Source organism: Sandaracinus amylolyticus (assembly GCF_000737325.1).
Taxonomy (GTDB): Bacteria; Myxococcota_A; Polyangia; order Polyangiales; family Sandaracinaceae; genus Sandaracinus; species Sandaracinus amylolyticus.
On record NZ_CP011125.1, the window covers coordinates 3409348 to 3435636 of the forward strand.

The following is a 26289-nucleotide window of genomic DNA, read 5'->3' on the forward strand; positions in this document are numbered from 1 at the left end:
GTTCTCGACACGTGAGCCCGCTCCTCCTCGCCGAAGGCAACGTCACCTCGCCGGCCCGCACACCGTGGGGCGGTCATCGGATCGCGCGCGTGCTCAAGCGCGGGCGCGTCGACGAGCACGCGCGGATCGGCGAGTCGTGGGAGCTCTCCGCGGGCCCCGAGCTGCCCTCGCGGCTCGACACCGACGCGCGCACGCTCGCGGACGTGCTCGGCGCCGCGCCCGCGCTGCTCGGTCGCGAGGCGTCGCGCGGAGGGACCGCGCTCCTCGTGAAGCTCCTCGACGCGGCCGAGCCGCTCTCGGTGCAGATCCATCCGAGCGACGCGTACGCCGGGCTCGGCGAGGGCGAGTCGGGCAAGCCGGAGAGCTGGTACGTCGAGCACGCGGAGGACGGCGCGGGGATCTTCCTCGGGCTCGCGCCGCACGCCACGCGCGACGCCGTCGCGCGCGCGATCGCGCAGGGCGAGGACCTGTCCGCGCTGCTCTCGTTCGTGCCGGTCGTGGAGGGCGACTTCGTGCTCGTGCAGGCGGGCACGCCGCACGCGATCGGCGCGGGCGTGACGCTGGTCGAGCCGCAGCGCGTGCTGCCCGGCAAGCGCGGCGTGACCTATCGCTACTGGGACTGGAACCGCCGCTACGACGCGGACGGTCGCGTCGATCCGAAGGGCGCGCCGCGCGCGCTGCACGTCGACGACGCGCTCGCGGTGACCGAGTGGAGCGCGCCGCGCGGCGATGCGTTCCTCGCGCGGGCGCGTCATCGCGCGGGCGCGCCGGATCGTGCGGGCGCAGCGCGCCTCGAAGCGCTCGCGGGCGCGCGTGACGCCGCGCTGGAGTCGGACGCGCTCGAGGTCTGGCGCGCCTCGGGCACCGGCGCGCTCGCGCTGCCGCCGCACGACGCGCTGCGCTCGATCACCGTGCTCGCGGGCCGCGTCGAGATCGGTGAGCTCGAGATCGTGCAGGGGCGCAGCGCCGCGCTCCCCGCGACGCGCGACGTGCAGCCCATCGTGCTCGACGGCGCGTGCGCGATCCTCGCGTCCGCGCGCTGAGCGAGAATCTCTCGACGGCGCCCCATCTGATCTAGGCTCGTCGCGGATGCCGCGCGGGTTCTGGAAGGGGCTGCTCAAGGTGCTCGCGTTCTTCGCCGTGATCGGCGGGATCGCGATCGCGGTGCTGCGCGTGTGGTTCGTCGACGTGGTGACCGTGCGGCACAACGGGATGGCGCCCACGATGATCCTCGGCGATCGCGTGCTCGTGTGGCGCGACGCGCGGCTCGAGCGCGACGACATCGCGCTCTGCCGTCACCCGCAGGATGATCCCGCGCGCTGGGTGATCGGGCGCGTCGCGGTGATGCCCGGCGGCGAGATCGCGGCGGAGCGCGGACAGCTGCGGCTCGGTCGCGATCGCGTGACCCACGACGTGCGCGGTCAGGTGCGGTTCACCGACGGAGAGACGCGGCACACGTTCACGATGTCGTGGGGCACCGAGGAGTTCGACGACTACGAGGAGCACCTCTTCTTCGATCGCGCCGATCGCCCGTTCGCGCTGCGCGCGATGACGCGGATCAACGGGCTCTACCTGCTCGGCGACAACCGCGCGCACCTCGGCGAGGACAGCCGCACGTTCGGCCCGGTGCAGGCGAGCGGATGCCGCGGCGAGGTCTTCATGCGGCTCACGGCGGCGGAGGGCGGTCTGCCCGACGAGATCCCCCACGGCGCGCTCGACATCCTCGACTGATCGTGAGATTCCAGGCCGCATCATGACGATGCGGAACCGTGTGCTCGGGATCGCGATGCTCCTCCTCGGCGTCGCGGTCGGCAGGCTCGTGGACGTGGTGCCGGCGCTCGCGCAGGAGGGCACCGAAGAGGCGCCCGCGCGCGCGACCGAGACGGTGCCCGAGGGGCAGCCGCGGTACCTCGCCGCGATGCGCACCGAGCTCGAGCACATGGGCATCGAGGGCTTCGCGTGCAACGCGACCGACGCGCAGCGCGCGACGTGCGAGCTCACCCAGCGCGGCCCGAGCTCGCAGCGCGAGTTCCGCATCCGCACGGCGTACAGCGACCGCACCGACACCGTGTACGTCTACGTCGAGCGCTTCCTCGTGGCGCCCCAGGACGCGCCGACGACCGACGCGGTGATGCGCCGGCTGATGGAGCTCAACTGGCAGATGCTGCTCGGCAAGCTCGAGTGGGATCCCAGCGACGGCGAGGTGCGCCTCGCGATGGTGCTCAACACCGACTCGAACTTCGATCGCCGCGCGTTCCGCAGCGCGATCCGCGGGATCGTGCAGCTCGCGGATCGCTACTGGAGCGAGCTCGATCGGGTGCAGCGCGGCTCGTGAGAGGTCTCGGCGTGAGGCGGGGGGCGGTGGCTCCGACGCCCGGTGTGCTCGCGGGCTGCTCGACGCGCGCGTGAGAGCGTCGGGACGCGGTGGTCGCATCGCGGCGCGCGCGTTGCGCGTTGCCGCGATGCTCACGACCGTCCGTGGTCGGCCTCTGCGAGCCCCCCGCCCGGTACCGCGGTTCTGCCGCCTCGCTGGGAGGGGCTGGGATGGCTCGCGACGGGTCCGCGCTTCGCCGCGGCCCCGACGCTCGCGATTCGGGCTCTGCTGTCGCATTCGCCCGGACTGAACGGGCTCTGCCGTCGCATTCGCCTGGTGGCGGCAACGGCGCGCGCGAAGCGCGGGACGGCGCCGCTTGCTGCGTCCCTCGCTTCGGCGAGGGGCTCTCGCGCGTTCGGCACGGGTGTCGGGCGGTCGATCGCCCGCGTCGGGCTCGCCGCGACCCGCGCGCGGTCGCGATGATTGCGCCTCGCGTGGGGCGCGCCGCGCGACGATCGCTGCGCGCCGCGGCTCGGAGATCGGCGCGACCACCCTCGGGCGTTCGGTGCCCCGCATCGAGGGCTCGTGGTCCCCGCGGGACCGAGAGGGATCGAGCCGGGGGGTGAGCCCGAGGAGGCGGGGGATCATCGGGTCGATCGCGGGGGGTGTCATCGCGAGACCCGGGGGGTGCATCGCGCGACCCGGGGGGGCCGGTCGTCCGAGCCGGGGCCGCGGATGCGCGAGGGTGGGCGGGCCATCCCGCGATGCGGGGGCCATCTCGCCCGACCCGAATTCCGGGCGCTCCCGCTCGACGAGCGCGGCTCGATCAGTCGGCGACGACGCGCACTGGCACGTCGAGGTCGAACGTCCGCGCGTCGCTGGTCACCGGCGGGAGCGTGATCGCGCGCAGCGCGCCCGCGACGCACTCGGCCTCGGCGCTGTCGCCGACGTCGGAGATCGCAGGGCGGCTCTCGACCACGCGGCCGGTGCGCCCGTCGACGCGCACCCGCACCACGATGCGGCCCGTCGTCTCCGCGCCGCGCGCGATGCCGTCGCGATGACAGACCGCGAGCGCGCGCGCGACCTCGCCCGTGCCCGCGGCAACGACGCCCGTCTGCCACGGCTCGGGCACCGCGCCGCTCGGCGTGCTCGGCGTCCCGAGCGCGGCGCGCGGACCTTCGCCCGGCACGGCCTGGCGCTCGGCGTCGTCGCGCCACGCGCGATACCGCTCGGTGTCCTCGCGCGCGAGCACCGCGCCGTCCTCCGCGAGCAGCTCGACGTACCCGACGTCCATGCGGACCGTGCTCACCGCGTGTCGCGAGCGCAGCACGCACGAGGTGCGCTCCGGCTCGTCGAAGCCGAGGAAGAACCCGATGCGCAGCCGCGCCCCGCGCTGGCGCGCGGCCTCGAGCTCGTCGGCGCGCTCCGCCGTCGCGACCAGGCCGAGCGGCTCGAGGCGCGCCGGGTAGAGCTCCACGCGACCACCGAGCGCGCGGAAGTTGCGGCGCGACTCGATCGCGAGGAACCCGTCCTCGCTCAGCGTCCCGAACGTCCAGCCCGGCTCGACGTCGACCACGAGCAGCTCGCGCGCCGGGCGCGCCTGCGCGATGCGACAGGCGTCCTGCAGCGACTCGAGCGTCGCGACCGCGCGCTCCTGATCGGCGTGCGCGAGCGCGGGAGCGACCAACAAAGCGATGGTCCCGAGGGCGAGGGCGGAACGCATGCGAGCCAAGCTGCCGTGCACGCGGAGGGGGGTCAACTCTTTGCGGGGAGTGCTCGTCCGCCGGTCCCGGACGGGAGCGCGCGGAGCGCGCGGACGGTAGGGACGGGCGGTCGAGCCGATGTTGGGCTCTGCGGGGAGTGCTCGTCCGCCGGTCCCGGACGGGAGCGCGCGAAGCGCGCGGACGGTAGGGACGGGCGGTCGAGCCGATGTTGAGCTCTGCGGGGAGTGCTCGTCCGCCGGTCCCGGACGGGAGCGCGCGGAGCGCGCGGACGGTAGGGACGGGCGGTCGAGCCGATGTTGAGCTCTGCGGGGAGTGCTCGTCCGCCGGTCCCGGACGGGAGCGCGCGGAGCGCGCGGACGGTAGGGACGGGCGGTCGAGCCGATGTGTTGCCTTTGCTGGAGTGCTCGTCCCGCGTCCCCATGTGCGGGAGGAGAGCCTACGCACGCACCCACCCGGAGCGCGCTTGGCGCACAAAACCGTCCGCGGTACACCCGCGGCCATGCGCTGCCGTACCGCTCTTCTCGTGCTCTCCGTCCTGTCCGCGCTCGCAGGCTGCACCGACCGTGGTGGTGGTGACCCACTGTCGCCCTTCGACGCGGGCTCGTTCGACGCCGGGAGCACGACCACGCCGGACAGCGGTCCGCGCCCCGACGGCGGTCCGCGCCTCGACGACGTGCTCGTCTACGCGCACTCGGCGGACACGCTCTTCACGTTCTCGCCGTACACCGAGACCGTCGAGACGGTGGGCCGCTTCACGCTCGCGGGCGGGGGCAACGCGCCCGACATGATCGACCTCGCGGTGAACGCCGACGGCGACGTGTACACGGCGGGCTACGACACGCTGTTCCAGATCGACCCCGAGACCGCGGTGGCGACGCCGGTGGGCGACTTCGACGTCGACGGCGAGCGCTTCTTCGCGCTCACGTTCGTCGCGGCGGGCACGCTCGGCGCGGCGGAGACGATGATCGGCGCGACGAACGCCGGCGCGTACTACGAGATCGACGTGCGCGACGCGAGCGCGGAGCTGCTCGGCACGTACCCGGACGAGTGGCTGTCGAGCGGCGACCTCGTCTCGATCGAGGGCCTCGGCACGTACGCGACGCTGAAGCGCGAGGACGAGCCGACCGACGTGCTCGCGCGCATCGACTTCCTGCCGAGCGGCGAGAGCCGCGTGACGGTGCTCGGCTCGACGGGCTACACGCAGCTCTTCGGGCTCGGGTACTGGGGCCGCGTGCTCTACGGCTTCTCGAACGACGGCGAGCTCGTCGAGATCGATCGCACGACCGGCGAGGGCCACATCGCGACGGCCGCGACCGGCACCGACGAGTTCTGGGGCGCGGGCGTCACGACGAAGGTGCCGTTCCTCGAGTGATCCGCGCGGCGTCGATCGCGCCGAGCATCGCGCGCATCGCGCCGACGGGATCGGGCGCGGCGAGCACGGCGCGGATCACGGCGACGCCGTGCGCACCGGCGAGCACGGCGTCGGCGGCGCGCGCGGCGTCGATGCCGCCGAGCGCGAGCACCGGGACGCGGGTGGTGCGCACCATCGACGCGAAGCGCTGCGCGCCGAGCGCGTCGCCCTTGCCCGGCACGTCGGCGAAGGGCCCGAGCACGACGTAGTCGGCGCCGGCGCGCCGCGCGAGGCCGGCCTCGTCGTGGCACGACGCGCCGATGATCGCGCGCTCGCCGAGCACGACGCGCGCGTCGTGGACCTCGAGCCCGCGCTCCTTGAGGTGCGCTCCGTCGGCATCGACCGCGCGCGCGACGTCGGCGCGATCGTTGACGAGGAGCGGCACGCCGTGGGCGCGCGTGACGTCGCGCAGCGAGCGCGCGAGCATCGCGAGCTCGGCCGCGCCGGCGCGCACGTCGCGCACCTGCAGCGCGACGCGGCCGCGCGGTGCGTGCTCGATCACCGCGACCGCCGCGTCGCGCCAGCCTGCGATCGACGGGTCGGTGATCAGCAGGAGATCGAACGTCACGGCGCGCCCGTGCTCGCTTCGTCCTGCTCGAGCCACATCCGGGCGCGCCCGGCCTCGCGCGAGTCGGGGTAGCGCTCGACCAGGTGACGAAGCGTGGTGCGGCGCGCGCCCTCGTCGCCCTCTTCGCCGAAGCGCTCGGCGAGCCCGAGCAGCGCCTCTTCGGGCGAGTCCTCGCGGCGGCGATCGGGATCGGGCGCCGAGCCGCACTGCAGCGGCGCGAACGCGAACGACGCCGCGAGCACGACCGCGAGCGCGCGCATCAGCTCTTGGTGCTGCCGATCACGCCCTCGAGCGGGCTCGACGCCGTCGCGTAGAGGCGCTTGGGGATGCGGCCCGCGAGGTACGCGTCGCGCCCCGCCTCGACCGCGAGCTTCATCGCGCGCGCCATGCGCACCGGCTCGCGCGCGCCGGCGATCGCGGTGTTCATGAGCACGCCGTGGCAGCCCATCTCCATCGCGATCGCGGCGTCGGACGCGGTGCCGACGCCGGCGTCGACGATCACCGGCACCTTCGCGTGCTCGAGGATGATCTCGAGGTTGTACGGGTTGCGGATGCCCAGCCCGCTGCCGATCGGCGCGGCGAGCGGCATCACCGCGGCGCACCCGATGTCCTCGAGCTTCTTGCACGAGATCGGGTCGTCCGTGATGTACGGCAGCACCGTGAAGCCTTCCTTCACGAGCACGCGCGCCGCCTCGAGCGTCGCGACCACGTCGGGGAAGAGCGTCTTGGGGTCGCCGATCACCTCGAGCTTCACGAGGTCGGTGCCGAGCATCTCGCGCGCGAGGCGCGCCGTGCGCAGCGCGTCCTCGGTGCTGTAGCAGCCCGCGGTGTTCGGCAGGATCGCGTAGCCGCTCGAGACGAGGTGCCCGACGATCGAACCCTCACCTGCAGCCCCAGGACGCAGCGCGCCGAGATCGACGCGGCGCACCGCGAGGGTCACGACCTCCGCGCCCGACGCGGCGAGCGCCTCGCGCGTCTCCTGCGCGTCGCGGTACTTGCCCGTCCCGACGAAGAGCCGCGAGCGGAACGAGTAGCGTCCGACGGCGATCCGATCTTCCTGCGGCGCTTCCACGATCATCCTCCACCGACGAAGTGGACGATCTCGAGCCGATCGCCCTCCGAGAGCCGCGCGCTGCCGTGCTCGGCGCGCGGCACGATCTCCTCGTTGCGCTCGACCGCGACCAGCTGATCTCCGAGCGCGAGCAGCACCAGCAGCTCGCGCACCGTGAGCCCGTCCGTGACGTCGCGCGGCTCGCCGTTCACCTCGATGCGCATCGCGCGGCGAATCTAGCACCAACTCCCGGATCGAGACCGGGATCGCTCACGGTGCGCGCGGGGCTTCGTTCGCCGCCTCGGAGGGCCCGATCTCCACGCCGAGGCGCGTGAGCGCGTCGCGCAGCTGCTCCATCGAGAACGGCTTCTGGAGCGCGATGGTGCGCGCGTCGCTCATCGGCACGAGCTTGTGGAAGCCGCTCATCATCACGACGCGCAGCTCGGGCCGGCGCTCGCGGATGCGCATCAGCACGTCGTGCCCGTCGTAGCCGCCGGGCATGCGCAGATCGAGCAGCACGACGGCGAGCTCGCCGGCCTCGTCGAGCACGTCGAGCGCGGCCCCCGCGCTGCCCACCGCGCGCGGCTCGAGCCCGAGCAGCTCCGTCATCCGGCTCACCGCGGTGCGCACGTTCTCGTCGTCGTCGACGATCAGCGCGCAGCGACTGCGGCGCGCGCGCAGCTCGCGCGGAGGGCGTGCCTCGGCGCTCGTGCGCTCGCTCGCGGGGAAGAGCACGGTGAACGTGGTGCCCTCGCCGGGCGCGCTGCGCAATCGGAGGCCCGCGCGGTGCGCGCGTAGCGTGCTCAGCATCGCCGCGAGGCCGAGCCCGCGTCCCTCGGGCTTCGTGGTGAAGAACGGCTCGAACATCTGCGCGCGCACCGCGTCGCTCATGCCGACGCCGTCGTCCGCGACCTCGAGCGCGACGTAGCGTCCGGGCGGCAGCGCGGAGTCCTCGGCGACCACGGCGGGCACCGGCTCGCGCACGTCCTCGACGCGCACGCTCACGCGCACCGAGCCGCGCTGGGGATCGACGGCCTCGATCGCGTTGGTCACGAGGTTCATCACGACCTGCTGCACCTGCGCCGCGTCGGCCTCGACCGGCGGCACCGGGCGCGCGACGTCGGTCTCGATGTGCACCGCCTCGGGCGCCGACCTCGAGAGCAGTCGCGTCATGTCCTGCGCGAGCGCGCCGACGTCGACGTCGGTGACCGCGAAGCGACCGCGCCCCGTCGACGCGAGCAGCCGCGACGTGAGCGTGGCGCCGCGCGTGACCGCGTCGTCGATGTCCGCGAGCGCCGCCGCCGCGCGCGAGTCGCTCGCGGTGGTCGCGCGCGCGAGCTCCACGTTCGCGCGCACGACCGCGAGCAGGTTGTTCACGTCGTGCGCGACGCCGCTCGCGACGAGGCCCAGGCGCTCGATGCTCCGGCGCCGCGCGAGCGACGCCTCGGCAAGACGTTGCTCGGTGATGTCGGCGAGCGATCCCACGACGCGCAGCGCGTGACCGTCGGGACCGCGCTGGGCCGCGGCGCGCGCGCGGAACGTGCGGTAGTGGCCGGCCTTGCAGCGCAGCCGGACCTCGACGTCGAAGTCGCGCGTGGTGCCGCGCAGGTACGCGGTGCTCGCGGTCGCGACCGCGCGGGCGTCTTCTTCGTGGACGAGCTGCTGCCAGAGCTCGGGCGTGATGTGTGGTGCGAGCTCGCCGGGCACGTATCCGAGCTGCTCCTCGAGCCGCGGCGAGATCCAGACGCGCTGCGTCGTGAGATCCCAGTCCCAGATGCCGTCCTGGTTGGCGCGGATCGCGAGCTCCCAGCGCTCCTCGGCTGCGCGCACGTCGGCGAGCGACGACTCGAGCTCGCGCCGCAGCCGCGCGTCGGACTCGACGCGCTCGCGTCGCTCGCGGAGCTCGCGCGGGATCCAGCGCCTGACGATCACCGCGAGCACCGCGACGGCGGTGACGAGGTTGAGGATCTTCGGCGCGATCAGCATCTCGGGGCGCGCGAGGAACGCGCCGAGCGAGGGGAGCGCGATCTCGTACTCCGAGGCCCAGACCACGCCGAAGTACGCGCTCTCGATCGCGCTCTTCGTCGCGTCGAGCGCGAGCACCGCGGCGAGCGTCGCGACCAGCGGATCGACCTTCCGCGCGAGCCGCCGCGATCGCAGGTAGAGGACCACGATCGTCGACCAGAGCAGCGTGAGCAGCAGGTAGTTGCCGACGGTGAGGTACGCGACGAACGTCGATCTCACGAGACCCGGAGCATAGCCCTCCGAAGCGGGACGAGAGCACGTTCGGAGCACGCGGCGACGCCGTGCGGGGTGATCGCTCGGGACGGACCTCCGCGTTCGGGGAGATCCGCGCGAGATACCGGGCCTCCTCGGGAGGCGTGGTAAGAGTCCGATGTGGCGTCGAACACGCCGGAGGCCGGCACGAAGACGAGCGCGGTGGAGGTCGCGGAGCCGACCGGACCGAAGCTGTGGGAGCGCGCGGCCGACGCGCTCCTCGCGATCCCGATCGCGCTCCTCGCGGAGATCGGCACGATGGCGCGGCTCGCGTACGAGACGCTGCGCTGGATGGTGCGCCCGCCGTATCGCGCCCGTCAGCTCGTCGACGCGATGGAGTTCATCGGCGTGCAGTCGATCTTCATCGTCGGGCTCACCGGCACCTTCGTGGGCGCGGTGTTCGGGCTGCAGCTCGTGGACTCGCTGCGCGACTTCGGCGCGGAGAGCCAGACCGGATCGATCGTGAGCGTCGCGCTCGCCCGCGAGCTCGGCCCGGTGTTCGCGGCGCTCATGGTGTCGAGCCGCGCGGGCAGCGCGATCGCGACCGAGCTCGGATCGATGCGCGTGACGAGCCAGATCGACGCGCTCACGACGATGTCGGTGAGCCCGGTGCAGTACCTGATCGTGCCGCGCGTGATCGCGGGGTTCACGATGGTGCCCGCGCTCGCGCTGGTCTTCGATCTCGTGGGCTACGGCGGCGCGTACTTCGTCGCGGTGAAGCTCTTCGGGCTCGACGGCGGCGTGTTCGAGGAGCGCGCGCGCTGGTTCGTCGAGGGCAGCGATCTCGCGCAGGGCCTCGTGAAGGCGGCGGTGTTCGGCATGGCGGTGACGATGATCGCGTGCCGTCAGGGCTACTACGCGACGGGCGGTGCGGCGGGGGTCGGGCAGGCGACGAACCGCGCGGTCGTGCAGAGCGCGGTCGCGGTGTTGGTGCTCGACTACGTGGTGACCGCGATCTTCCTGGGCCAGGGCGGATGAGCGACGAGAAGCCGGCGGAGAAGGACCCGATCCAGGTCCGCATCGTCGATCTCAAGAAGAGCTACGAGGGCGTCGAGGTCCTGCGCGGCGTCACGTTCGACGTGCACCGCGGGAAGATCAACGTCGTCATCGGCGGCTCGGGCGCCGGCAAGAGCGTGTTCACGCGGCAGCTCCTGCGCCTCGAGCAGCCGGACTCCGGGCGCATCGAGGTCGACGGAGTCGACATCGTGCCGCTCGACGACTGGCAGCTCGTGCCCATCCGCAAGAAGTTCGGGATGGTCTTCCAGTTCGGCGCGCTCTTCGACTCGATGACGTGCTTCGAGAACGTCGCGTTCCCGCTGCGCGAGCACACGAAGATGAAGCGCAAGGAGATCGAGGAGCGCGTGATGCAGCGACTCGGCGATCTCAACGTCGCGCACGCCGCGAAGAAGCTCCCCGGGCAGATCTCGGGCGGCATGGCGAAGCGCGTCGCGCTCGCGCGCGCGCTGGTTCTCGAGCCCGAGATCCTCGTCTACGACGAGCCGACGAGCGGCCTCGATCCGGTGAGCTCGCGCCTGGTCGACGATCTGATCGCGGAGACGAGCTCGAAGTACGGCGTGAGCTCGGTCGTGATCACCCACGACATGGCGTCGGTGTTCAAGATCGGGCACCGCGTGAACATGCTGTACCAGGGTCGCATCGAGGAGTCGTGCACGCCCGACGAGATCCTGCGCACCGACAAACAAGTGGTGCGCGACTTCCTCGTCGCGTCGGGCGTGAAGATGCAGTGAGCGCCGGCGGAGCGTCCCCGGATCGGGTGATATCCTCCGCGCGACATGACCTCACGATTCCGCTTCGCGTTCCTCGCGTTCTCGCTCCTCCTGCTCGCGGGCTGTGGTCCACCGTGGCGCGTGATCCGCGCGTCGGGACCGCCGTCGGCGCTCGCTTCGGCATCGGTGGTCGGCGTGTCGTTCGACTGGTCGCGCGCGCTCGTGGGCGGCGTGCCCGAGCAGCAGTACCTCGCGGGCCTGCCTCCGGACGAGCAGGCGAATTACGTCGAGGTGCACACCGCGATCGAGGCGACGTACCTGCTCGAGCTGCAGCGACAGGCGCCCGGTGTGCAGGTCGTCGCCTCGACGGGCGCGGAGCCGATCCAGCTCGTCGTGATGCCGGGCTTCCTCGAGCTCGGCTACTACCGCGTGCTCGTCGCGCGCGACTCGAGGCTCGACATGCACCTCGTGTTCGCGATGGGCGGCGTCGCAGTGGACGAGATCGAGATCCGCGCGACGCGCGGGGCGGACCTGCGCAACCCCACGGTGCTCAACCGCATGAGCGACTGCGCCGCGCGCAACGCGCAGCTGACCGCGCAGTTCATCCGCCGAGCGCGAGAGAGCTGAGACCACCGCGATCAGGAGAGCGAGACAAGGAAGACCCATCGCCGTGGTCTTCCTTCTCCTCCTGCCTTCCTCAAAAAACTCTCTTCCTGCTCTCCTGAGCGGCTCGATCAGTAGTTCCGCACCACGACTTCGCTGACGAGCCCGCGCCCGCGCGCATCACAGCTCACCGCGCGAGGCGCGGCCACGAGGTCGATGCGCCACTTCGCGTAGAGGCCACGGATGAACGGCACGTCGCTGTTGCTCAGCATCAGCTTGCAGCCGCGGCGATCGAGCTCCGCGTACACGTCGCGCAGGCGCTCCTGATCGCGCTGCGCGAAGCCTTCCTCCGCGTAGCTCGTGAAGTTGCTCGTGCGCGACACCGGCTCGTACGGCGGGTCGAGGTACACGAAGTCGCCGGGCTTCGCCGTGCCGAGCAGCTGCTCGAACCCCTGGTTCACGATCTCGCAGCCCTGCAGCGCCGCCGACGCCGCGCGCAGCGTGTCGTGATCGAGGATGCGCGGGTTCTTGTAGCGGCCCTCGGGCACGTTGAACTCGCCCTTGCGGTTCACGCGGTGCAGGCCGTTGAAGCACGTCTTGTTGAGGTAGACGAACATCGCCGCGCGCTGCGCGCGCGTGAGCCCACGCCGCGCGTTGTAGCGCTCGCGGACCTCGTAGTACGTGCCGTTCGCGGCCTCGTGCTTCTGCGCGAGCGGCTCGAGCGCCGCGATCACCTCGCCGACCTCGTCGCGCACCGCGAGGTACGTGTCGACGAGCGCGGGGTTCACGTCGCAGAGCATCGCGCGCGAAGGGCGACGCGCGAAGAACATCGCCGCACCACCGGCGAACGGCTCGACGTGGCGCATCAGCTCCGCGCCCGGCGGCAGCAGCGGGAGCAGCTGCGCCAGCAACTTGCCCTTTCCGCCGACCCACTTGATGAAGGGCGACGCCTCGCGGGTCGCGGGGACGCTCACGCGCGCCTTGGCCGGGCGCGCGCTCCGCGATCCCGCGATGTGCGGGGCATTCGAGAGCGAGGGACGAACGAGCGAGACCCGGGCGACGGCGGCGGATGTCGGCATGCGTGGGACGCTATCCGACATCACCCGACGTGCGAAAAAAGCGACAGGCCGAGGTCGCCGGCCTCGTTCGATCAGGCGTCCGCGAGCGGGATCATCGGTGCGTCCTGCCTCGCCCGAGGCAGCGATGAGGCAGCGACGAGGCACGCACGACGCGCGAATCCAGCGCGATTCCGCGCGCGCCGCAGGAGGGCACGTGCGCTGCACACGGAGATACGCGCGGGATGCCACGGGGTGGAGGTGCGCCGTCGCGCATCGCCTCCGCGGTACGCGCGAGGTCTTCGATGAAGGTGCTGGGGTACAACGGCGGGCTCGACGGATACGTCGCGCGATTCGGATCGAGCCACGACTCCGCGGCCGCGCTGGTGATCGACGGAGAGCTCGTCGCAGCGGCCGAAGAAGAGCGCTTCAATCGCGACAAGCACTCGGGCGCGTTCCCGATCCGCGCGATGGAGCACTGCCTGAAAGAAGCAGGGCTCCGCGGCTTCGAGGAGCTCGATCTCGTCTGCTACTACCACTCGCACGATCGGATGTGGCAGCCCGGGATGATCCGGGAGAACGCGCCGCGCATGAGCCCGCTCGGTCGCGCGCTGCTCACCGGTGCCGTCAGCGGACTGCGCGCGGTGCATCGCGCGTCGAAGCTCGACGACGCGCGCACGGCGCGCACGTTCGTGGAGCGCACCGGATGGGCGCCGCCGCCGGGCAAGTACCGCGTGCTCTGGCACCACCTCGCGCACGCCGCGAGCGCGTTCTACGAGTCGCCGTTCGAGCGCGCGGTCTGCGTCGCGCTCGACGCGCAGGGCGAGAGCCACTCGAGCACCGCGTTCGTCGGCGACGCGCGCGGGCTGCACCTCGTCGACGAGACGTACGCGCCGAACAGCGTCGGCTACCTGTACCAGTCGATCACGTACTTCCTCGGGTTCGAGACGGGCGACGAGTACAAGGTGATGGGGCTCGCGCCGTACGGTGATCCCGCGCGCTATCGCCGCTTCTTCGAGCGCGTCGTGCGCACCGGCGCGGGTGGTCGCTTCGTGATCGACCCCGAGTGGCTCGGATGGCTCGTGGTGCGCGACGGACTGATGCGCGCCGGCAGCGGCTATCCGTCGTCGATGCTGCGCGAGCTCGGGATGCCGCGCCGGGACGACGAGCCGATCGAGCAGCGGCACATGGACCTCGCGGCGGCGCTGCAGGAGGCGCTCGAGCGCGCGGTGATGCGCTGGCTCGCAACCCTCCGTGATCGCACCGGCGAGAAGCACCTCTGCCTCGCGGGCGGCGTCGCGCTGAACTGCACGATGAACGGCAAGATCGCGCGCTCGGGCATGTTCGACGGCGTGCACGTCGCGCCGGCCTCGCACGACGCGGGCACCGCCGCGGGCGCGGCGCTCTACGGCTATCACGCGATCCTCGGCGGCGCGCCGAAGATGCCGGTCAGCGAGCGTCGCGCGAAGGTCTATCTCGGACCTTCGTACACGACGATGGAGGCGCGCTCGGCGGTGCGCGAGATGCGGCACGCGGTGCGCGCGAGCCGTCCGGGCGATCTCGCGCGCGCCATCGCGGAGGCGGTCGCCGACGGCAAGGTCGTCGGCTTCTACCAGGGCCGCATGGAGTGGGGCCCGCGCGCGCTCGGCAACCGCAGCATCCTCGCCGATCCGCGCCGCGCGGACATGAAGGACATCGTCAACCACGCGGTGAAGCTGCGCGAGGGGTTCCGCCCGTTCGCGCCCGCGGTGTTGATCGAAGAGGCGAACGACTGGTTCGACCTCACCGGTCTCGGCGGCGAGAGCCCGTACATGCTCTTCACGGTGCCGGTGCACGAGCACCGTCGTGATCGCATCCCCGCGGTCACCCACGTCGACGGCAGCGCGCGCGTCCAGACCGTGCGGCGCGAGGACAACCCGCGCTTCCACGAGATCCTGCGCGCGTTCTTCGACATCACCGGGGTGCCGGTGATCATGAACACGTCGTTCAACGTGAAGGGCGAGCCGATCGTGAACACGCCGATGGACGCGATCCGCTGCTTCCTCGGCACGCAGATCGATCTGCTCGTGCTCGACGATCTGATCCTCGACAAGCGCGCGGTGGTGGTCGATCGCCCGTCGCGCACGCGCGATCAGAGCGTCGCGCAGACCGCGTGATCACGCGCTGAACGTCTCGCCCGCGAGATCGCGCAGGGCGCGCTCGGTGTCGGCGTCCGCCGGGAAGTACGACTCGATGCGCAGCTCCTGCGCGGTCACGTCGAGCGGCGTGCCCAGCGTCGTGAGCGTGGTGAACAGGCGCAGCTCGCGATCGCCGCGGCGCAGGCGCACCGGGAGGAAGGGAAGGGCAGGGCCCGCGCTCGGCGCGCTCCCGCGCGGCGCGTCGTGCAGCGAGCCGAGCAGCGACGTCATCCGCGCGCGGCGCGCGTCGTCGGTCTCGAGCTGGAGCTCGTGCTCGACGCGCTCGATCATCGCGCTCGCGATCTCCTCGAAGTTCGCGATGCGCGGGCGCAGCGCTTCGGGATGGAAGATCGCGACCAGCAGGTTGGCCAGCGCCTCCGGCGGCGGGGTCAGCCCCTCGAGCGCCCAGCCGAGCAGGCGCGTCGCGCCCGCGTTCATGCGCACGACGTTCCAGTCGCGATCCACCACGAGCGCGCCGAACGGCTCGTGCGCGCGCAGCAGGTGATCGAGCGCGCGGCGCACCGGCTCGAGCGTCGCGCTCTCGATCGGCGAGCTCGCGTACACCGGCGCGAAGCCCGCGGCGACGAGCAGCGTGTTGCGCTCGCGCAGCGGGAGATCGAGCGCGCTCGCGAGCACGAGCACCATCTCCCGGCTCGGCGCCGCGCGGCCGTTCTCGAGGAAGCTCACGTGGCGCGGCGAGACCTCCGCGTGCTCGGCGAGGCGCTCCTGGCTGAGCCCGCGCGAGCCGCGGAAGCGCTTGAGCATCGGGCCGAATCGAGCGTGCGCGAGGTCCATGTCGAGGAGACTAGAACGTCGTGCGTCCGGGCGTCCTTACCTCGCACGTCATGGTTCGGATCGCGCGACGACGACAGCTTCGGAGCATCGGAGGTGCTCGTCATGAACGTCCGGATGATCGTGCCGCTGCTCGTGCTGGTTCCCTTCGCGCTCTTCAGCGGGATGGTGGTGCTCGAGGAGGGCTACCTCGGGTTCTTCTCGGTCGCGCGCGAGGAGCCGTGGGGCATGCAGATGCTGATCGACCTCGCGATCTGCTTCGTGCTCGTCCTGCGGGGGCTCGCGAAGGACGCGCGCGAGCGCGGGCTCGCGCTCTGGCCGTGGGTGATCGGGACCGTGCTGTTCGGGTCGATCGCGCCCCTCGGGTACCTCGTGTACCGCGAGCTCGTCGCGCGCCCCGCGCCGCTCGCGCATGCCGTCGCGCAGAAGTGAGTCGGGCTCACTTCCTGAGACGAGGAATCGGCTCGCCGCTCCGGTCCCTTCCGTCCGCGCGCCTCCGCGCGCTCCCGTCCCGGCCCTCCGGGACGAGCACGCAGGCGATTCACTCGCAGACGCAGCCGCGATCAGCGTCGTCGCACGGCGTGTCGTCATCGGCGCGGCACGTCGTGCCCGAGCGGCAGTCCTCGTCGACCGTGCAGCCCGGGAAGCACGCGCGATCGCCTCCGGGGAGCGCGACGCAGGCCCAGCCCGGCAAGCAGTCGCTCGCGCTCGCGCACGTCACCGCGCAGAGCGTGCGCGAGCGCGTCGCGGTGATCGGAAGGCACGTCGCCGCGGTCTGATCGCAGATCGTCGGCGACGGCACGGTCACGCCGGGCCAGAGCTGATCCGCCTGGCCCGCGATGCAGTCCTCGACCACGCACGTGCCCTCGCCCTCGTCGGGGCGCGCGCGCAGGCAGCGGCCGCGACCGTACGGCGAGTAGCACTCCCAGTCGGCGGAGCAGCGCTCGCCGACGTTGGGCTCGAGCACGTCGTCGTACGTACCGGGGAGGCACGCGCCATCCGTCGCTGCCGGGCCGTGGTGCAAGCACGCGAAGCGCTCGGCGCATCCGGCGCCGCGGCCGGTGCCGCCGATGCGGTCCTCGGGGCGCTCGGCGCCGACCGTGCACGCCTGGGTGCAGATCGTCGTGCCGTCCTCGCGCTCGACGCACGCCGCGTCGGGGCCGCAGCTCTCGTCCGTCGAGCAGCCGACGCGCCCGCACATCCCGGTGCGCATGCGCTCGGGGTCGCGCAGGCACTCGAACCCCGCGGGACACTCGATGCCCTCGAAGCACGCGGGACCGATCGAGACCGCGTCCGCGGTGCACACGCCGCTCGCGCACACGAGCGTGCTCTCGGCGTCGTACGCGAGCGCGTCGTCGTCGCCGTCGCCGTCGGTGTCGACCGTCGAGAAGCGACACTGCTCGTCGGTCGTGCAGGCCTCGAGGCACGCGCCGACGAGCGGATCACACGCGTAGCCGGCGCCGCACTCGAGCCCGAAGCAACGCGGGCGGCACACGCCGGTGCCGCCGACGATCCCTTGCAAGCGCGCGCGTCCCGCGAGCGCGTACGGCACGCACTGCCCGCAGTCGCCGCACTCGGCGTCGACGGAGCACGCCGTGCTGCACAGGCCGTTCGGGAAGGCGACCACCTCGAGCGTCGCGGTGCCGCCCTCGTGCTCGACGTCGGTCGTCGTGCGGCGCTCGCGGAAGCACGTCAGCTGGGAGTGCGCGCACTCGCGCTCGCAGGGCTGGGCGAAGCCCGGGATGAAGCACGCGCCGGGGAACGTCTCGCCGCCGTCGCGGAAGACGGGCCCGCCGGCATCGAGGCATGGGCGAGCGCCGCATGGCCCCGTGGGCGGCGGCACCGGCGATGGGTCCACCGGGTTCACGCAGCACGCGGTGCAGAGCACCACGGCGGCAGCGAGCGCGAAGCGAAGGGCCATGCGCCGAGCGTAGCGCCCTTCGCGCGCGCGACGCGATCAGGTCGCCTCGGCGATCATCTCGCCGAGGCGCACCAGCGCGCGCTCGAGGGTCGGCATCGAAGGCCCGAACGAGAAGCGCACGTGGTGCTGGAAGCGGCTCGGACGTCCGCCGCGACGCTTGCCGGGATCGACGTCGAAGAACACGCCGGGCACGGTGATGATCCGTCGCTCGAGCGCGGCCTGGAAGAACTGCTCGCCGGTGCGCAGCGACGCAGGCAGACCGCTCACGTCGCCCCAGCAGTAGAACGTGCCCTCGGGCTCGAGGTCGAAGCGCACGCCGAGGCGGCGCAGGCCCTGGAGCAGCACCTTGCGCTTCGCGAGGAACGACGTGTGGATCGCGTCGGTCTCGGCGCGCGTGCCCTCTTCGTCGAGCAGCGCGATCGCCGCGCGCTGCATCGGGCGCGAGGGACCTCCGTCGAGGAACGATCCCGCGCTCGACATCGCCTGGATCACGCTCTTGGGGCCGACGGTCCAGCAGATGCGCCAGCCCGGATAGCGCCAGTTCTTCGTGAGCCCGTCGAAGAGCACGATCGGATCGTGATCGACGTCCTCCACGTACTGCGCGGCGGACGACATCGTGACGCCGTCCTTCCACACGTAGTGCGAGTAGAACTCGTCCATCAGCATCGCGCAGTCGAGCTCGCGCGCGAGCGTGACCCACGCGCGCAGCTCCTCGCCCGCGATCACCTTGCCCGTCGGGTTGCACGGGTTGCTGAGCAGCAGCGCGCCGAGGCCGCGACCGAGGATCTCGCGGCGCAGCTGGCGCACGCTGAAGTCGTAGCCGGTCTCGGGATCGAGCAGGATCGGGATCGGCGTGAAGCGCCGGAAGACGTCGAGCAGCTCTTCGTACGCGGTGTAGTCCGGCAGGAAGTGCCCCATGTGCACGCCGCCGACCGCCGCGCACGCGCGCATGACCGACACGCGACCGCCGCCGCCGATCGCGACGTTCTCCGCGCTGTACTGCGAGGGCAGGCCGCGCCGGTAGAGCTTGTTGTAGAGCGACGCGACCGTCTCGCGGAGCTCCCACAGGCCGGGCACCGGCGAGTACTCCTGATCGGCCGGATCGATGTCGACGTGCGTGACGCGCGCGGGCGCGCCCGGGAGCGGGCCGGTCTCGGGCTGGCCCTGCCCGAGGTTGCACCAGTCGGGATCGTCCTGGCGGTAGCCGCGGCGCGTGGCCTCGGCCGTGACGTAGATGACGCCGGTGCGCGGGACGGGGCGGAAGGCGTTGAGACGCGGCGACCCGTCGTGGGTGCTCGACATGCGCGGACGGTAGCAGAACGCCGGAGATCAGGCGGCCGTCAGGCCGCCGTCGAGCACGAGCAGCGTGCCGGTCGCGAAGCGTGCCTCGAGCAGGTACTCGGCGGCTTCGGCGATCTCGTCGGCGGTCCCGATGCGCCCGACCGGGTGCAGCGCGGCGAGCTCGCGCAGGCTCTCCTCGCTGCGGGGCGCGCGGATCATCTCGGTGTCGACCGCGCCGGGCGCGATGCACGACACGCGCACCCGCGGCGCGAGCTCGATCGCGAGGGTGCGCGCGAGCGCGACGATCGCGCCCTTCGTCGCGGCGTACACGCTCGTGCCCGCGACGCCCTGCAGCGCGAGCGTCGACGCGAGGTGCACGATCGCGCCGCTCGCATCGCGCGCGTCGAGGTGGCGCGCGAGATCACGCGAGAGGAAGAGCGGCGCGCGCACGTTGAGCGCGACGTGCTCGTCGAACAGCGCCTCGTCGATCGCGGCGAGCGGGCGATGCTTCGCGATGCCCGCGCACGAGACGAGCGCGTCGACGTCTCCGAGCGCCTCGATCGCGCGCGGCACGACGGTGCGCAGCGCGTCCGGCGACGCGAGGTCCGCGTCGATCGCGACCGCACGCCCGCCGCTGCCCGCGACCAGCGCGTCGAGCGCACGCGCGTCGCGCGCCACCGCCGCGACCCGACGACCGCTCGCGATCAGTCGCTCCGCCGTCGCGCGACCGATCCCCCGGCTCGCGCCGGTGACGATCACGCTCTCGACCGCCCTCACGTCGGCACCACACCGCTCGGCGCTTCGACACCGCTCGGCGCTTCGACACCGCTCGGCGCCTCGACGGAGTGCAGCGGCAAGAAAGGCGGCTCGGGCGCGACCTCGTCGGGCGTGCCCTCCGCGAGCTGCTCGTCGTGCGGCAGGAAGGGCGGCGAGTCGACGCACAGGATCGACTGCCAGCGATCGCTCGGGTTCTCCCAGAGGTGCTTCTTGCCGTGCGGCCAGCGGTGCACCTGGCCCGCGGGGATGCGCTTGCCGCTGAGCACCAGCCCGTCGCCGAGCGCCATCTCGGACTCCTGCATCACGTGGTGCGCGTGCAGCGGGATGTGCTGCCCGGGCGCGACGTTGAGGCGGTAGATGCCCTCGGTCTTCGTCTCGTGCACCACGTCGACGGTGCCCCACGGCTTCGTCTCGTGGCGCAGCCGCACGTCGGCGGGCACGCGGTGCACCTCGAGCGACGGGATGCCGTGGCCGCCGAGCGCGTTCGGCTTGGTGAGGCGGAGCGTGACGCCCTGGACGCGCGGTCGATCCTCGCCCAGCGCGGGCGGCGCGAGCAGGTAGCGCGTGAGCGCGTGCGCCGCGGTCTCGAGCAGGTGGAAGCGACAGCTCTGGAGCAGGAACGCGAGCTGCGACGCGATCATCGCGTAGTCGACGGTCATGCGCAGGCGCTGGGTCTCGCCCGCGACCGCGGTGTCGAGCATCAGCTTGAGATCGACGCGCAGCGGCTGCGGCTCGTGCCGCTCGTGCGGGTAGACGCCGACGACGCAGTTCACCTGCAGGCCGTCGATCGCGATGACGTCGGGCGGCGCGGAGCGAGCGCGGAAGCGGGGCATCGCGGGATCTCTAGTACACCGGCTCGGAAGCGGAAAAGGCGAGCGCGCGCGTCCGCGGGCGCCGTCGGGCCCCCGGAGGAGCCGCCGCGGGCGCCCGGGAGGCGCGATCCGGCGCTCGCGAGGGCCTCCGCGGGCGCTCGGGGCGCGCGATCGGGCGGCCGGAAGGGGCTCCGCGACCGTCCGAGAGCGCGATCCGGCGCCCGGAAACGGCTCCGCGCGCGCCCCGAGCGCGCCATCCGGCGGCTGGAACGGGCTCTCGGACGGTCGCGGAGGGCGATTCCGAGGTCCGGATCGCGCTCTCGGACGCTCGCGGGCGGGAATTCTCTGCAGGAGTGCTCGTCCCGCAGGGCCCGGACGGGAGCGCGCGCAGCGCGCGTACGGCAGGGGACTGCGGGCGAGCCGAGATTCTGTGCAGGAGTGCTCGTCCCGCAGGGCCCGGACGGGAGCGCGCGCAGCGCGCGTACGGCAGGGGACTGCGGGCGAGCCGAGATTCTGTGCAGGAGTGCTCGTCCCGCAGGGCCCGGACGGGAGCGCGCGCAGCGCGCGTACGGCAGGGGACTGCGGGCGAGCCGAGATTCTGTGCAGGAGTGCTCGTCCCGCAGGGCCCGGACGGGAGCGCGCGCAGCGCGCGTACGGCAGGGGACTGCGGGCGAGCCGAGATTCTGTGCAGGAGTGCTCGTCCCGCAGGGCCCGGACGGGAGCGCGCGCAGCGCGCGTACGGCAGGGGACTGCGGGCGAGCCGAGATTCTGTGCAGGAGTGCTCGTCCCGCAGGGCCCGGGCGGGCTCGGTCACCCGCTGGGGCCGAGGATCGTGATCGCGATGCCGGCCTCTTCGCGCTGCACCCGCGCGCGCATGCCGAACGTCTCGGCGATCACCGCCGCGTCGAGCGCGTCCTCGGGGCGCCCGTCGCGCGCCACGCGCCCTGCGGCGATCACGATCACGCGATCACAGGTGCGCGCCGCCAGCGCGAGATCGTGGATCGCCGCGAGCACCGCGATGCCCGCGCTCGCGCGCTCGCGCACCACGCGCATCAGCGACCACGCGTGCCGCACGTCGAGCGCCGCGGTGGGCTCGTCGAGGAGCAGCACGCCCGGCTCCTGAGCGAGGCAGCGCGCGAGCAGCACGCGCTGCTTCTCGCCCTCGCTGAGCGTCGGAAAGCTGCGCTCCGCGAGCGGCTCGATCCCCGTCGCCGCGATCGCCGCGTCGACCGCCGCGCGATCGTGCGCGCCCGCCGGTGCATAGGGCCCGAGGTGCGGCAGCCGGCCCATCGCGACGACCTCGCGTGCCCGGAACGCGAGGTCCGTGCTCTGCGCCTGGGGGAGCCACGCGAGACGTCGCGCCACGTCGCGCCGCGACATCGCCGCCATCGACGCCCCCTCGAGCCGCACCGCCCCCGCGCGCGGCGCGAGCGCGCCCGACGCCACCCGCAGGAGCGTGCTCTTGCCCGCGCCGTTCGGCCCGACGAGCCCGACGACCTCGCCCGGCGAGAGCGCGAGCGACACCTCGCGCAGCACCGCGCGGCCGCGATAACCCGCCTCGACGTGATCGAGCTCGAGCCGCGCGCTCACGCCAGCGGGAGTGCTCGCCGGGCGCGGGGCCGGCACGGACTCCTTCACGCCTCGCCTCCCGCCGCGCGATCACGCACCAGGAGCCACAAGAAGAAGGGCCCCCCGAGGATCGCGGTGACCACACCGGGCCGCAGATCGACGCTCCCCGCGACCGCGCGACAGAGCGCGTCCGCCGCGACGAGCCCGAGCCCGCCCGCGACCGCCGAGCCCACCAGCACGCGTCGATGCGCGGGCCCGACGATCAACCGCACGACGTGGGGCGCCATCAGCCCGAGGAACGCGATCGCGCCCATCACCGCCACGGTGGCGCCGGTCGCGAGCGCGACGAGCATCAGCACCGCGCGCCGCAGCGCGGGCACGTCGACGCCGAGCCCCGCGGCGCTCTCCTCGCCGAGCGCGAGCGCGTCGAGCTCGCGCGCCCGCGCGAAGAGCAGCCCACCGCCGACGACGATGGGCGGCGCGACGATCGCCGCGTGCGTCCAGCTGCGCCCCTCGAGCCCGCCCATCATCCACGAGAGCATCTGACGTCCGAGCTCCCAGTCCGCGACCGCGATGGAGAGCACCATCGACGCGAGCGCGGTCGCGACGCCGCTCACCGCGACGCCCGCCAGCAAGAGCGACGCGGTGCGCGCGCGACCGCCCGCGCTCGCGAGCCGGTACACCACGAGCGCGCACCCCAGCGCGCCCGCGAACGCCGCGCCCGGCACCACGACGAGCGGCAGCGCTGCGCCCGCGTAGAGCGCGACGATCGCGCCCAGCGTCGCGCCGCCCGACACCCCGAGCACGCCGGGCTCGGCGAGCGAGTTGCGGAAGAGCCCCTGCATCGCCGCGCCCGAGATCCCGAGCGCCGCGCCGCCGAGCAGCGCGACCACCACGCGCGGCAGCCGCACGTCGAGGACCACCGCGCGCTCCCACGGCGCGACGTCGCGCGCCATCCCGAGCAGCACCGCGAGCACCCGATCGACCGCGAGCGTGCTCGGCCCGATCGCGGTGGCGAGCGGGATCGCGAGCGCGATCAGCGCCAGCGCGACGATCGATGCGGGGAGCACACGCCTCATCGCGCGGGCTCGAGCGCGTCGAGCGCGCGGGAGAGATCCTCCGCGAGCGACGCGACGTGGTGGCTCGTCGCGAGCAGGTGCGCGCTCGGCAGCGCGACGACGCGATCCTCGCGCACCGCGCGCAGCGTGCGCAGCCGCGGATCGTCCTCGAGCGCCGGCTCGGGCACCACGGCGCGCGCACGTCCGTCGGCGCGGTAGCGGTTGGTCACGATCACGTCGGGATCGAGCTCGAGCAGGTGCTCGATCGTGAGCGGCGCGTACCCGCTGAGCCCGGCCTCGGTGCTCGCGCAGCTTCCGCCCGCGAGGTCCACCAGCTCGCAGAACAGCGTGCCCTCCGCGGGCGTGTGCCCGCTCCACGAGAAGAGCAGCACCCGCGGTCGCCACGTGCGCGCTGCGCCGCGCGCGCGCACCGCGTCGATGCGCGCGTCCATCGCCGCGATCACCTCGCGCGCTCGCTGCCGCTCGTCGAGCAGCTCGCCGATGCGCGTGATCTGCGCGCGCGTGCCCTCGAGCGACTGCGCCGAGAGCACGCGCTCGACGGGCACGCCCTGCACGCCCAGCAGCGCCTCGAGCTGCGGATCGGACCAGCCCGACAAGAGCACGAGATCGGGGCGCGCCGCGATCACCGCCTCCGCGGTGATCGGCTGGTGCATGCGACCGCGCACCGCGCGCGCCTCGTCGACGACGTTCGAGGCCTGCGCGTCGTCGACGTACGCCTCGAGCGCGAGCACGCGCTCGGGCGACACCAGCGCGAGCACGATCTCGTCGGCCGGCAGCGTCAGCGACACGATCCGCGCAGGACGCGCCGGAGGCGCGACCGGCTGCGGCGCCCACGTCGACTCCGGCGCGAGCGCTCCGAGCGTCGCCGACGCGGCCAGCGCGAGCGCGCACGCGATCGGCGTGGCGAAGTCGCGCATCAGATCTCGATCTCGTACGCGACCTCGCGCGCCCCGCGCGCGGCGAGCGCCGCCGACGTCTCGGTCTCGATCGCGCCGAGCCGCGTCACCTTCGCCCCCGCGTAGAGCGCGCGCACCTCGTCCTCGCGCAGCGAGAAGGGCGGTCCGTCGGGCGCGTCGTGCTCGAGCGCGACGAGCAGCACGCGCGCGCCCGGCTCCAGCAGCGAGCGCAGCTGCGCCACGTACGCGCCGCGCATCGAGGGCGGCATCGCGACCATCGCGGCGCGATCGAAGCACGCCTCGAAGCGCCCGATCTCCGCCGTGGTGATCTCGAAGATGTCGCCGACGACGATCTCGATCGTGCTGCCCTCGTAGCGCACGAAGGGACCGTCGTGGGTGCGGTGCACCGGGATCGACTGCTCCTCGAAGAACGCGCGCGCGGCCTCCTCGACGAGCTCCACGCCGACCACCGAGGGCCCGCCGGGCCGCGCCGCGATCCACGCGAGATCGACCGACTTCCCGCAGAGCGGGACCAGCACGCGCCCCGCGCCCTCGAGCACGCGCGCGTGGCTGACCAGGTGCGGGCTCGGCGCGCCCTGGTGCCAGCCGATGCGTCCTTCGGCCCAGCGCGTGCGCCAGAAGTCGGGGTCCATGCCGAGCCTGGATATCGCGGGCGCCCCGGAGCGGCGAGCCGATTTCGCCGACAGGAGTGCTCGCCCCGGAGGGCCCGGACGGGAGCGCGCGGCGCGCGCGTACGGGAGGGTCCGGAGCGGCGAGCCGATGGCCACCATGAGTGCTCGCCCCGGAGGGCCCGGACGGGAGCGCGCGGCGCGCGCGTACGGGAGGGTCCGGAGCGGCGAGCCGATGGCCACCATGAGTGCTCGCCCCGTACGGGAGCGCGCGGGCGGGAGGCCCCGGCGATTTCTTGACTCCGCCCCGCGCGCCCGATCTCCTCCGGGTCATGCGCCAGCGCCGCGTCGTCCTCGTCGCCACGATCAGCACCGCGCTCGTCACCGCGGGCGCGCTCGCCCTCGGCGCCGATCGCGACGCGACCGCCGATCAGCTCGTCGCCGAGGCGCGCGCGCGCCTCGACGCCCCGTTCGTCGAGGCGCCCACCCTCGATCGCATCCAGGCCTCGACCGCGATCTCGCTGCTCGAGCGCGCGCGCGATCTCGGGCGCGACGACGCCGAGCTCCGCGGCCTCACCCACTACGCCGAGGCGATCGAGGATCTCCAGCGCGGCGATCTCATCCTCGCCGAGGGCGAGCTCGCGACGGCGCTCACGCACCTCGGCGAGACGCCCGAGCTCCACGTGCTCGCCGCCGCGCTCTCGCGCGGACGCATGCTCGACGCCGACGCGCGCCGCGAGGTCGAGGCCGCGCTCGAGCGTGCCCCCGATCACGCGCGCGGACGCATGCTCGCCGCCGATCTCGCGCTCGACGCGAGCGACGGCGCCGCCGCGCGCGCCCATCTCGACGTGCTCGCGGTGCAGGAGCCGCGCTGCGCGCCGGTGTGGAACCGCCTCGGGCTCGCCCGCGAGCAGCTCGGCGACGTCGAGGGCGCCGAGCGCGCGTACCGCCGCGCGACCGAGCTCGATCCGCTCGGCCAGGACCCGTGGATCAACCTCGGTCGCCTGCTGCGCGTCGCGCGCCGCCACGACGAGGCCCGCGACGCGTTCGGCGAGGCGATCACCCGCGCCCCCGCCGACGCGGGCGCGCACCTCGGGCGCGGCCTCGCGCGCGCCGCGACCGGCGATCTCGACGCCGCCGTCGCCGACTTCGAGCGCGCGTCGGAGCTCGCCCCGAACGACGCCGAGCCGCTCCTCGCGCTCGGCGATCTGCTGCGCGACGTCGGCCGGGTGAGCGAGTCGGTCGACGTCTACCGCCGCGCGATCGAGCGCGAGGACGCCGACGCGGCCTCGTGGCTCAAGCTCGGCAACGCGCTCGTGCTGCTCGAGCAGTACGACGCCGGCGCGACCGCGTTCCGCGAGGCGATCACCCGCGCGCCCCAGCTCGCGGCGGCGCACAACGGCCTCGGCGCGTGCCTCGTCCACCTCGACCGCGCCGCCGACGCGGAGACCACGCTCGAGCACGCCGCGCAGCTCGATCCCGTCGATCCCAACCCGCTCATGAACCTCGCGCTGCTCCGCGAGCGCCAGGGCGATCGCGACGCCGCGCGCGCCGCGTGGCGCCGCGTCCTCGAGCGCGCGCCCGGCCTCGCGATCGCCGAAGCGCGCCTCGCCCGGCTGAGCTGAG

25 protein-coding genes and 1 pseudogene are annotated in these 26289 nt (G+C 73.4%); 10 read left to right on the plus strand and 16 right to left on the minus strand.

What is annotated here, in order from left to right; genetic code table 11:
- Positions 1-11 precede the first annotated feature (11 nt).
- The 3 genes from DB32_RS14380 to DB32_RS14390 are packed head-to-tail and all read left to right on the plus strand — an operon-like array spanning position 12 to position 2335.
- A complete protein-coding gene (locus DB32_RS14380) occupies positions 12-1043 on the plus strand; it encodes a type I phosphomannose isomerase catalytic subunit (protein WP_053233030.1) in 1032 nt (343 codons plus the stop codon).
- 46 nt (positions 1044-1089) lie between these two features.
- Positions 1090-1731: a signal peptidase I gene (gene lepB / locus DB32_RS48195; protein ID WP_053233031.1), complete on the plus strand. Its 642-nt coding sequence runs from the start codon at positions 1090-1092 to the stop codon at positions 1729-1731.
- Between the two features lie 22 nt (positions 1732-1753).
- Positions 1754-2335, plus strand: a complete 582-nt coding sequence (locus DB32_RS14390) for a YbjN domain-containing protein (protein WP_053233032.1) — start codon at positions 1754-1756, stop codon at positions 2333-2335.
- Positions 2336-3140: 805 nt separating this feature from the next.
- Here the strand turns inward: DB32_RS14390 and DB32_RS14395 are convergent.
- On the minus strand, positions 3141-4001 hold the full coding sequence (locus tag DB32_RS14395; protein WP_053233033.1) for a hypothetical protein: 861 nt from the start codon (positions 3999-4001) through the stop codon (positions 3141-3143).
- Positions 4002-4561: 560 nt separating this feature from the next.
- Between DB32_RS14395 and DB32_RS14400 the strand changes: the two genes are divergently transcribed.
- Positions 4562-5410 carry a hypothetical protein gene (locus tag DB32_RS14400; RefSeq protein ID WP_053233034.1) on the plus strand — a complete coding sequence of 283 codons (849 nt, stop codon included), beginning with the start codon at positions 4562-4564 and terminating at the stop codon, positions 5408-5410.
- On the opposite strand, the gene DB32_RS14405 is transcribed toward DB32_RS14400, so the two are convergent.
- Genes DB32_RS14405 through DB32_RS14425 form a run of 5 tightly spaced genes read right to left on the minus strand, consistent with a single transcriptional unit; the run spans position 5382 to position 9312 of the window.
- The gene (locus tag DB32_RS14405) at positions 5382-6017 is read right to left on the minus strand and encodes a thiamine phosphate synthase (RefSeq protein ID WP_053233035.1); all 636 of its coding nucleotides are present in this window, start codon (positions 6015-6017) and stop codon (positions 5382-5384) included. The genes DB32_RS14400 and DB32_RS14405 overlap by 29 nt on opposite strands.
- Entirely contained in the window at positions 6014-6277 is a 264-nt protein-coding gene (locus DB32_RS48200; protein ID WP_053233036.1) for a tol-pal system YbgF family protein, read from the minus strand. Before DB32_RS48200 ends, DB32_RS14405 begins: the two co-directional genes overlap by 4 nt.
- A complete protein-coding gene (locus tag DB32_RS14415) occupies positions 6277-7089 on the minus strand; it encodes a thiazole synthase (RefSeq protein ID WP_275935475.1) in 813 nt (270 codons plus the stop codon). Before DB32_RS14415 ends, DB32_RS48200 begins: the two co-directional genes overlap by 1 nt.
- A gap of 2 nt (positions 7090-7091) precedes the next feature.
- The gene (gene thiS / locus DB32_RS14420; protein ID WP_053233038.1) at positions 7092-7292 is read right to left on the minus strand and encodes a sulfur carrier protein ThiS; all 201 of its coding nucleotides are present in this window, start codon (positions 7290-7292) and stop codon (positions 7092-7094) included.
- 46 nt (positions 7293-7338) lie between these two features.
- Positions 7339-9312, minus strand: coding sequence for an ATP-binding response regulator (locus DB32_RS14425; protein WP_053233039.1), 1974 nt, complete (start codon positions 9310-9312; stop codon positions 7339-7341).
- Positions 9313-9465: 153 nt separating this feature from the next.
- Between DB32_RS14425 and DB32_RS14430 the strand changes: the two genes are divergently transcribed.
- From DB32_RS14430 to DB32_RS14440, 3 genes are read left to right on the plus strand one after another with little or no spacing between them, the layout of a single operon-like run.
- Entirely contained in the window at positions 9466-10323 is an 858-nt protein-coding gene (locus tag DB32_RS14430) for an MlaE family ABC transporter permease (RefSeq protein WP_240481201.1), read from the plus strand.
- Complete coding sequence (locus DB32_RS14435) at positions 10320-11093, plus strand: ABC transporter ATP-binding protein (protein ID WP_053233040.1); 774 nt, start codon at positions 10320-10322, stop codon at positions 11091-11093. The genes DB32_RS14430 and DB32_RS14435 overlap by 4 nt, the downstream gene beginning before the upstream one ends.
- A 45-nt stretch (positions 11094-11138) precedes the next feature.
- Positions 11139-11699 carry a hypothetical protein gene (locus DB32_RS14440; RefSeq protein ID WP_053233041.1) on the plus strand — a complete coding sequence of 187 codons (561 nt, stop codon included), beginning with the start codon at positions 11139-11141 and terminating at the stop codon, positions 11697-11699.
- A 107-nt stretch (positions 11700-11806) separates the two neighbouring features.
- Here the strand turns inward: DB32_RS14440 and DB32_RS14445 are convergent, their stop codons facing one another.
- On the minus strand, positions 11807-12649 hold the full coding sequence (locus DB32_RS14445) for a DNA adenine methylase (RefSeq protein ID WP_053238815.1): 843 nt from the start codon (positions 12647-12649) through the stop codon (positions 11807-11809).
- A gap of 386 nt (positions 12650-13035) precedes the next feature.
- Here DB32_RS14445 and DB32_RS14450 point away from each other — a divergent pair, with 386 nt between their 5' ends.
- Positions 13036-14886: a carbamoyltransferase family protein gene (locus tag DB32_RS14450; protein ID WP_053233042.1), complete on the plus strand. Its 1851-nt coding sequence runs from the start codon at positions 13036-13038 to the stop codon at positions 14884-14886.
- Here DB32_RS14450 and DB32_RS14455 read toward each other — a convergent pair whose 3' ends face one another.
- A complete protein-coding gene (locus DB32_RS14455) occupies positions 14887-15702 on the minus strand; it encodes a helix-turn-helix domain-containing protein (RefSeq protein WP_053233043.1) in 816 nt (271 codons plus the stop codon).
- Between the two features lie 102 nt (positions 15703-15804).
- Between DB32_RS14455 and DB32_RS14460 the strand changes: the two genes are divergently transcribed.
- Positions 15805-16131: a hypothetical protein gene (locus tag DB32_RS14460; protein ID WP_157069041.1), complete on the plus strand. Its 327-nt coding sequence runs from the start codon at positions 15805-15807 to the stop codon at positions 16129-16131.
- A gap of 109 nt (positions 16132-16240) precedes the next feature.
- Here DB32_RS14460 and DB32_RS14465 read toward each other — a convergent pair whose 3' ends face one another.
- From DB32_RS14465 to DB32_RS14500, 8 genes and pseudogenes are all read right to left on the minus strand, one after another.
- Positions 16241-17620, minus strand: a complete 1380-nt coding sequence (locus DB32_RS14465) for a hypothetical protein (protein WP_053233045.1) — start codon at positions 17618-17620, stop codon at positions 16241-16243.
- Between the two features lie 36 nt (positions 17621-17656).
- Positions 17657-18922, minus strand: a complete 1266-nt coding sequence (locus tag DB32_RS14470) for a pyridoxal phosphate-dependent aminotransferase (protein WP_053233046.1) — start codon at positions 18920-18922, stop codon at positions 17657-17659.
- A 27-nt stretch (positions 18923-18949) separates the two neighbouring features.
- Positions 18950-19678 (minus strand): SDR family NAD(P)-dependent oxidoreductase, encoded by a 729-nt coding sequence (locus DB32_RS48205; protein WP_053233047.1) that lies wholly within the window; start codon positions 19676-19678, stop codon positions 18950-18952.
- Positions 19675-20511, minus strand: coding sequence for a dihydroneopterin aldolase (locus DB32_RS14480; protein WP_053233048.1), 837 nt, complete (start codon positions 20509-20511; stop codon positions 19675-19677). Before DB32_RS14480 ends, DB32_RS48205 begins: the two co-directional genes overlap by 4 nt.
- Before the next feature lie 789 nt (positions 20512-21300).
- Positions 21301-22011: pseudogene (locus DB32_RS14485) on the minus strand (ABC transporter ATP-binding protein); the annotation flags it as partial.
- 113 nt (positions 22012-22124) lie between these two features.
- Positions 22125-23138, minus strand: coding sequence for a FecCD family ABC transporter permease (locus DB32_RS14490; protein ID WP_075097520.1), 1014 nt, complete (start codon positions 23136-23138; stop codon positions 22125-22127).
- Positions 23135-24055: an ABC transporter substrate-binding protein gene (locus DB32_RS14495; RefSeq protein ID WP_053233051.1), complete on the minus strand. Its 921-nt coding sequence runs from the start codon at positions 24053-24055 to the stop codon at positions 23135-23137. The genes DB32_RS14490 and DB32_RS14495 overlap by 4 nt, the downstream gene beginning before the upstream one ends.
- Positions 24055-24687 carry a class I SAM-dependent methyltransferase gene (locus tag DB32_RS14500; protein ID WP_053233052.1) on the minus strand — a complete coding sequence of 211 codons (633 nt, stop codon included), beginning with the start codon at positions 24685-24687 and terminating at the stop codon, positions 24055-24057. Before DB32_RS14500 ends, DB32_RS14495 begins: the two co-directional genes overlap by 1 nt.
- A 308-nt stretch (positions 24688-24995) precedes the next feature.
- On the opposite strand from DB32_RS14500, the gene DB32_RS45265 reads away from it, so the two are divergent.
- Positions 24996-26288, plus strand: a complete 1293-nt coding sequence (locus DB32_RS45265; protein ID WP_053233053.1) for a tetratricopeptide repeat protein — start codon at positions 24996-24998, stop codon at positions 26286-26288.
- Position 26289 lies beyond the last annotated feature (1 nt).

Excerpts from the sequence above, each read along its gene's own strand:
- DB32_RS14465 (WP_053233045.1), bottom strand. The coding sequence starts at position 17,620 with ATGGCCCTTCGCTTCGCGCTCGCTGCCGCCGTGGTGCTCTGCACCGCG.
- DB32_RS14470 (WP_053233046.1), bottom strand. The coding sequence starts at position 18,922 with ATGTCGAGCACCCACGACGGGTCGCCGCGTCTCAACGCCTTCCGCCCC.
- DB32_RS14390 (WP_053233032.1), top strand. The coding sequence starts at position 1,754 with ATGACGATGCGGAACCGTGTGCTCGGGATCGCGATGCTCCTCCTCGGC.
- DB32_RS45265 (WP_053233053.1), top strand. The coding sequence starts at position 24,996 with ATGCGCCAGCGCCGCGTCGTCCTCGTCGCCACGATCAGCACCGCGCTC.
- DB32_RS14500 (WP_053233052.1), bottom strand. The coding sequence starts at position 24,687 with ATGGACCCCGACTTCTGGCGCACGCGCTGGGCCGAAGGACGCATCGGC.
- DB32_RS14495 (WP_053233051.1), bottom strand. The coding sequence starts at position 24,055 with ATGCGCGACTTCGCCACGCCGATCGCGTGCGCGCTCGCGCTGGCCGCG.
- DB32_RS14450 (WP_053233042.1), top strand. The coding sequence starts at position 13,036 with ATGAAGGTGCTGGGGTACAACGGCGGGCTCGACGGATACGTCGCGCGA.
- DB32_RS14455 (WP_053233043.1), bottom strand. The coding sequence starts at position 15,702 with ATGGACCTCGCGCACGCTCGATTCGGCCCGATGCTCAAGCGCTTCCGC.
- DB32_RS14480 (WP_053233048.1), bottom strand. The coding sequence starts at position 20,511 with ATGCCCCGCTTCCGCGCTCGCTCCGCGCCGCCCGACGTCATCGCGATC.
- lepB (WP_053233031.1), top strand. The coding sequence starts at position 1,090 with ATGCCGCGCGGGTTCTGGAAGGGGCTGCTCAAGGTGCTCGCGTTCTTC.
- DB32_RS14460 (WP_157069041.1), top strand. The coding sequence starts at position 15,805 with ATGAACGTCCGGATGATCGTGCCGCTGCTCGTGCTGGTTCCCTTCGCG.
- DB32_RS14435 (WP_053233040.1), top strand. The coding sequence starts at position 10,320 with ATGAGCGACGAGAAGCCGGCGGAGAAGGACCCGATCCAGGTCCGCATC.
- DB32_RS14490 (WP_075097520.1), bottom strand. The coding sequence starts at position 23,138 with ATGAGGCGTGTGCTCCCCGCATCGATCGTCGCGCTGGCGCTGATCGCG.
- DB32_RS14440 (WP_053233041.1), top strand. The coding sequence starts at position 11,139 with ATGACCTCACGATTCCGCTTCGCGTTCCTCGCGTTCTCGCTCCTCCTG.
- DB32_RS48200 (WP_053233036.1), bottom strand. The coding sequence starts at position 6,277 with ATGCGCGCGCTCGCGGTCGTGCTCGCGGCGTCGTTCGCGTTCGCGCCG.
- thiS (WP_053233038.1), bottom strand. The coding sequence starts at position 7,292 with ATGCGCATCGAGGTGAACGGCGAGCCGCGCGACGTCACGGACGGGCTC.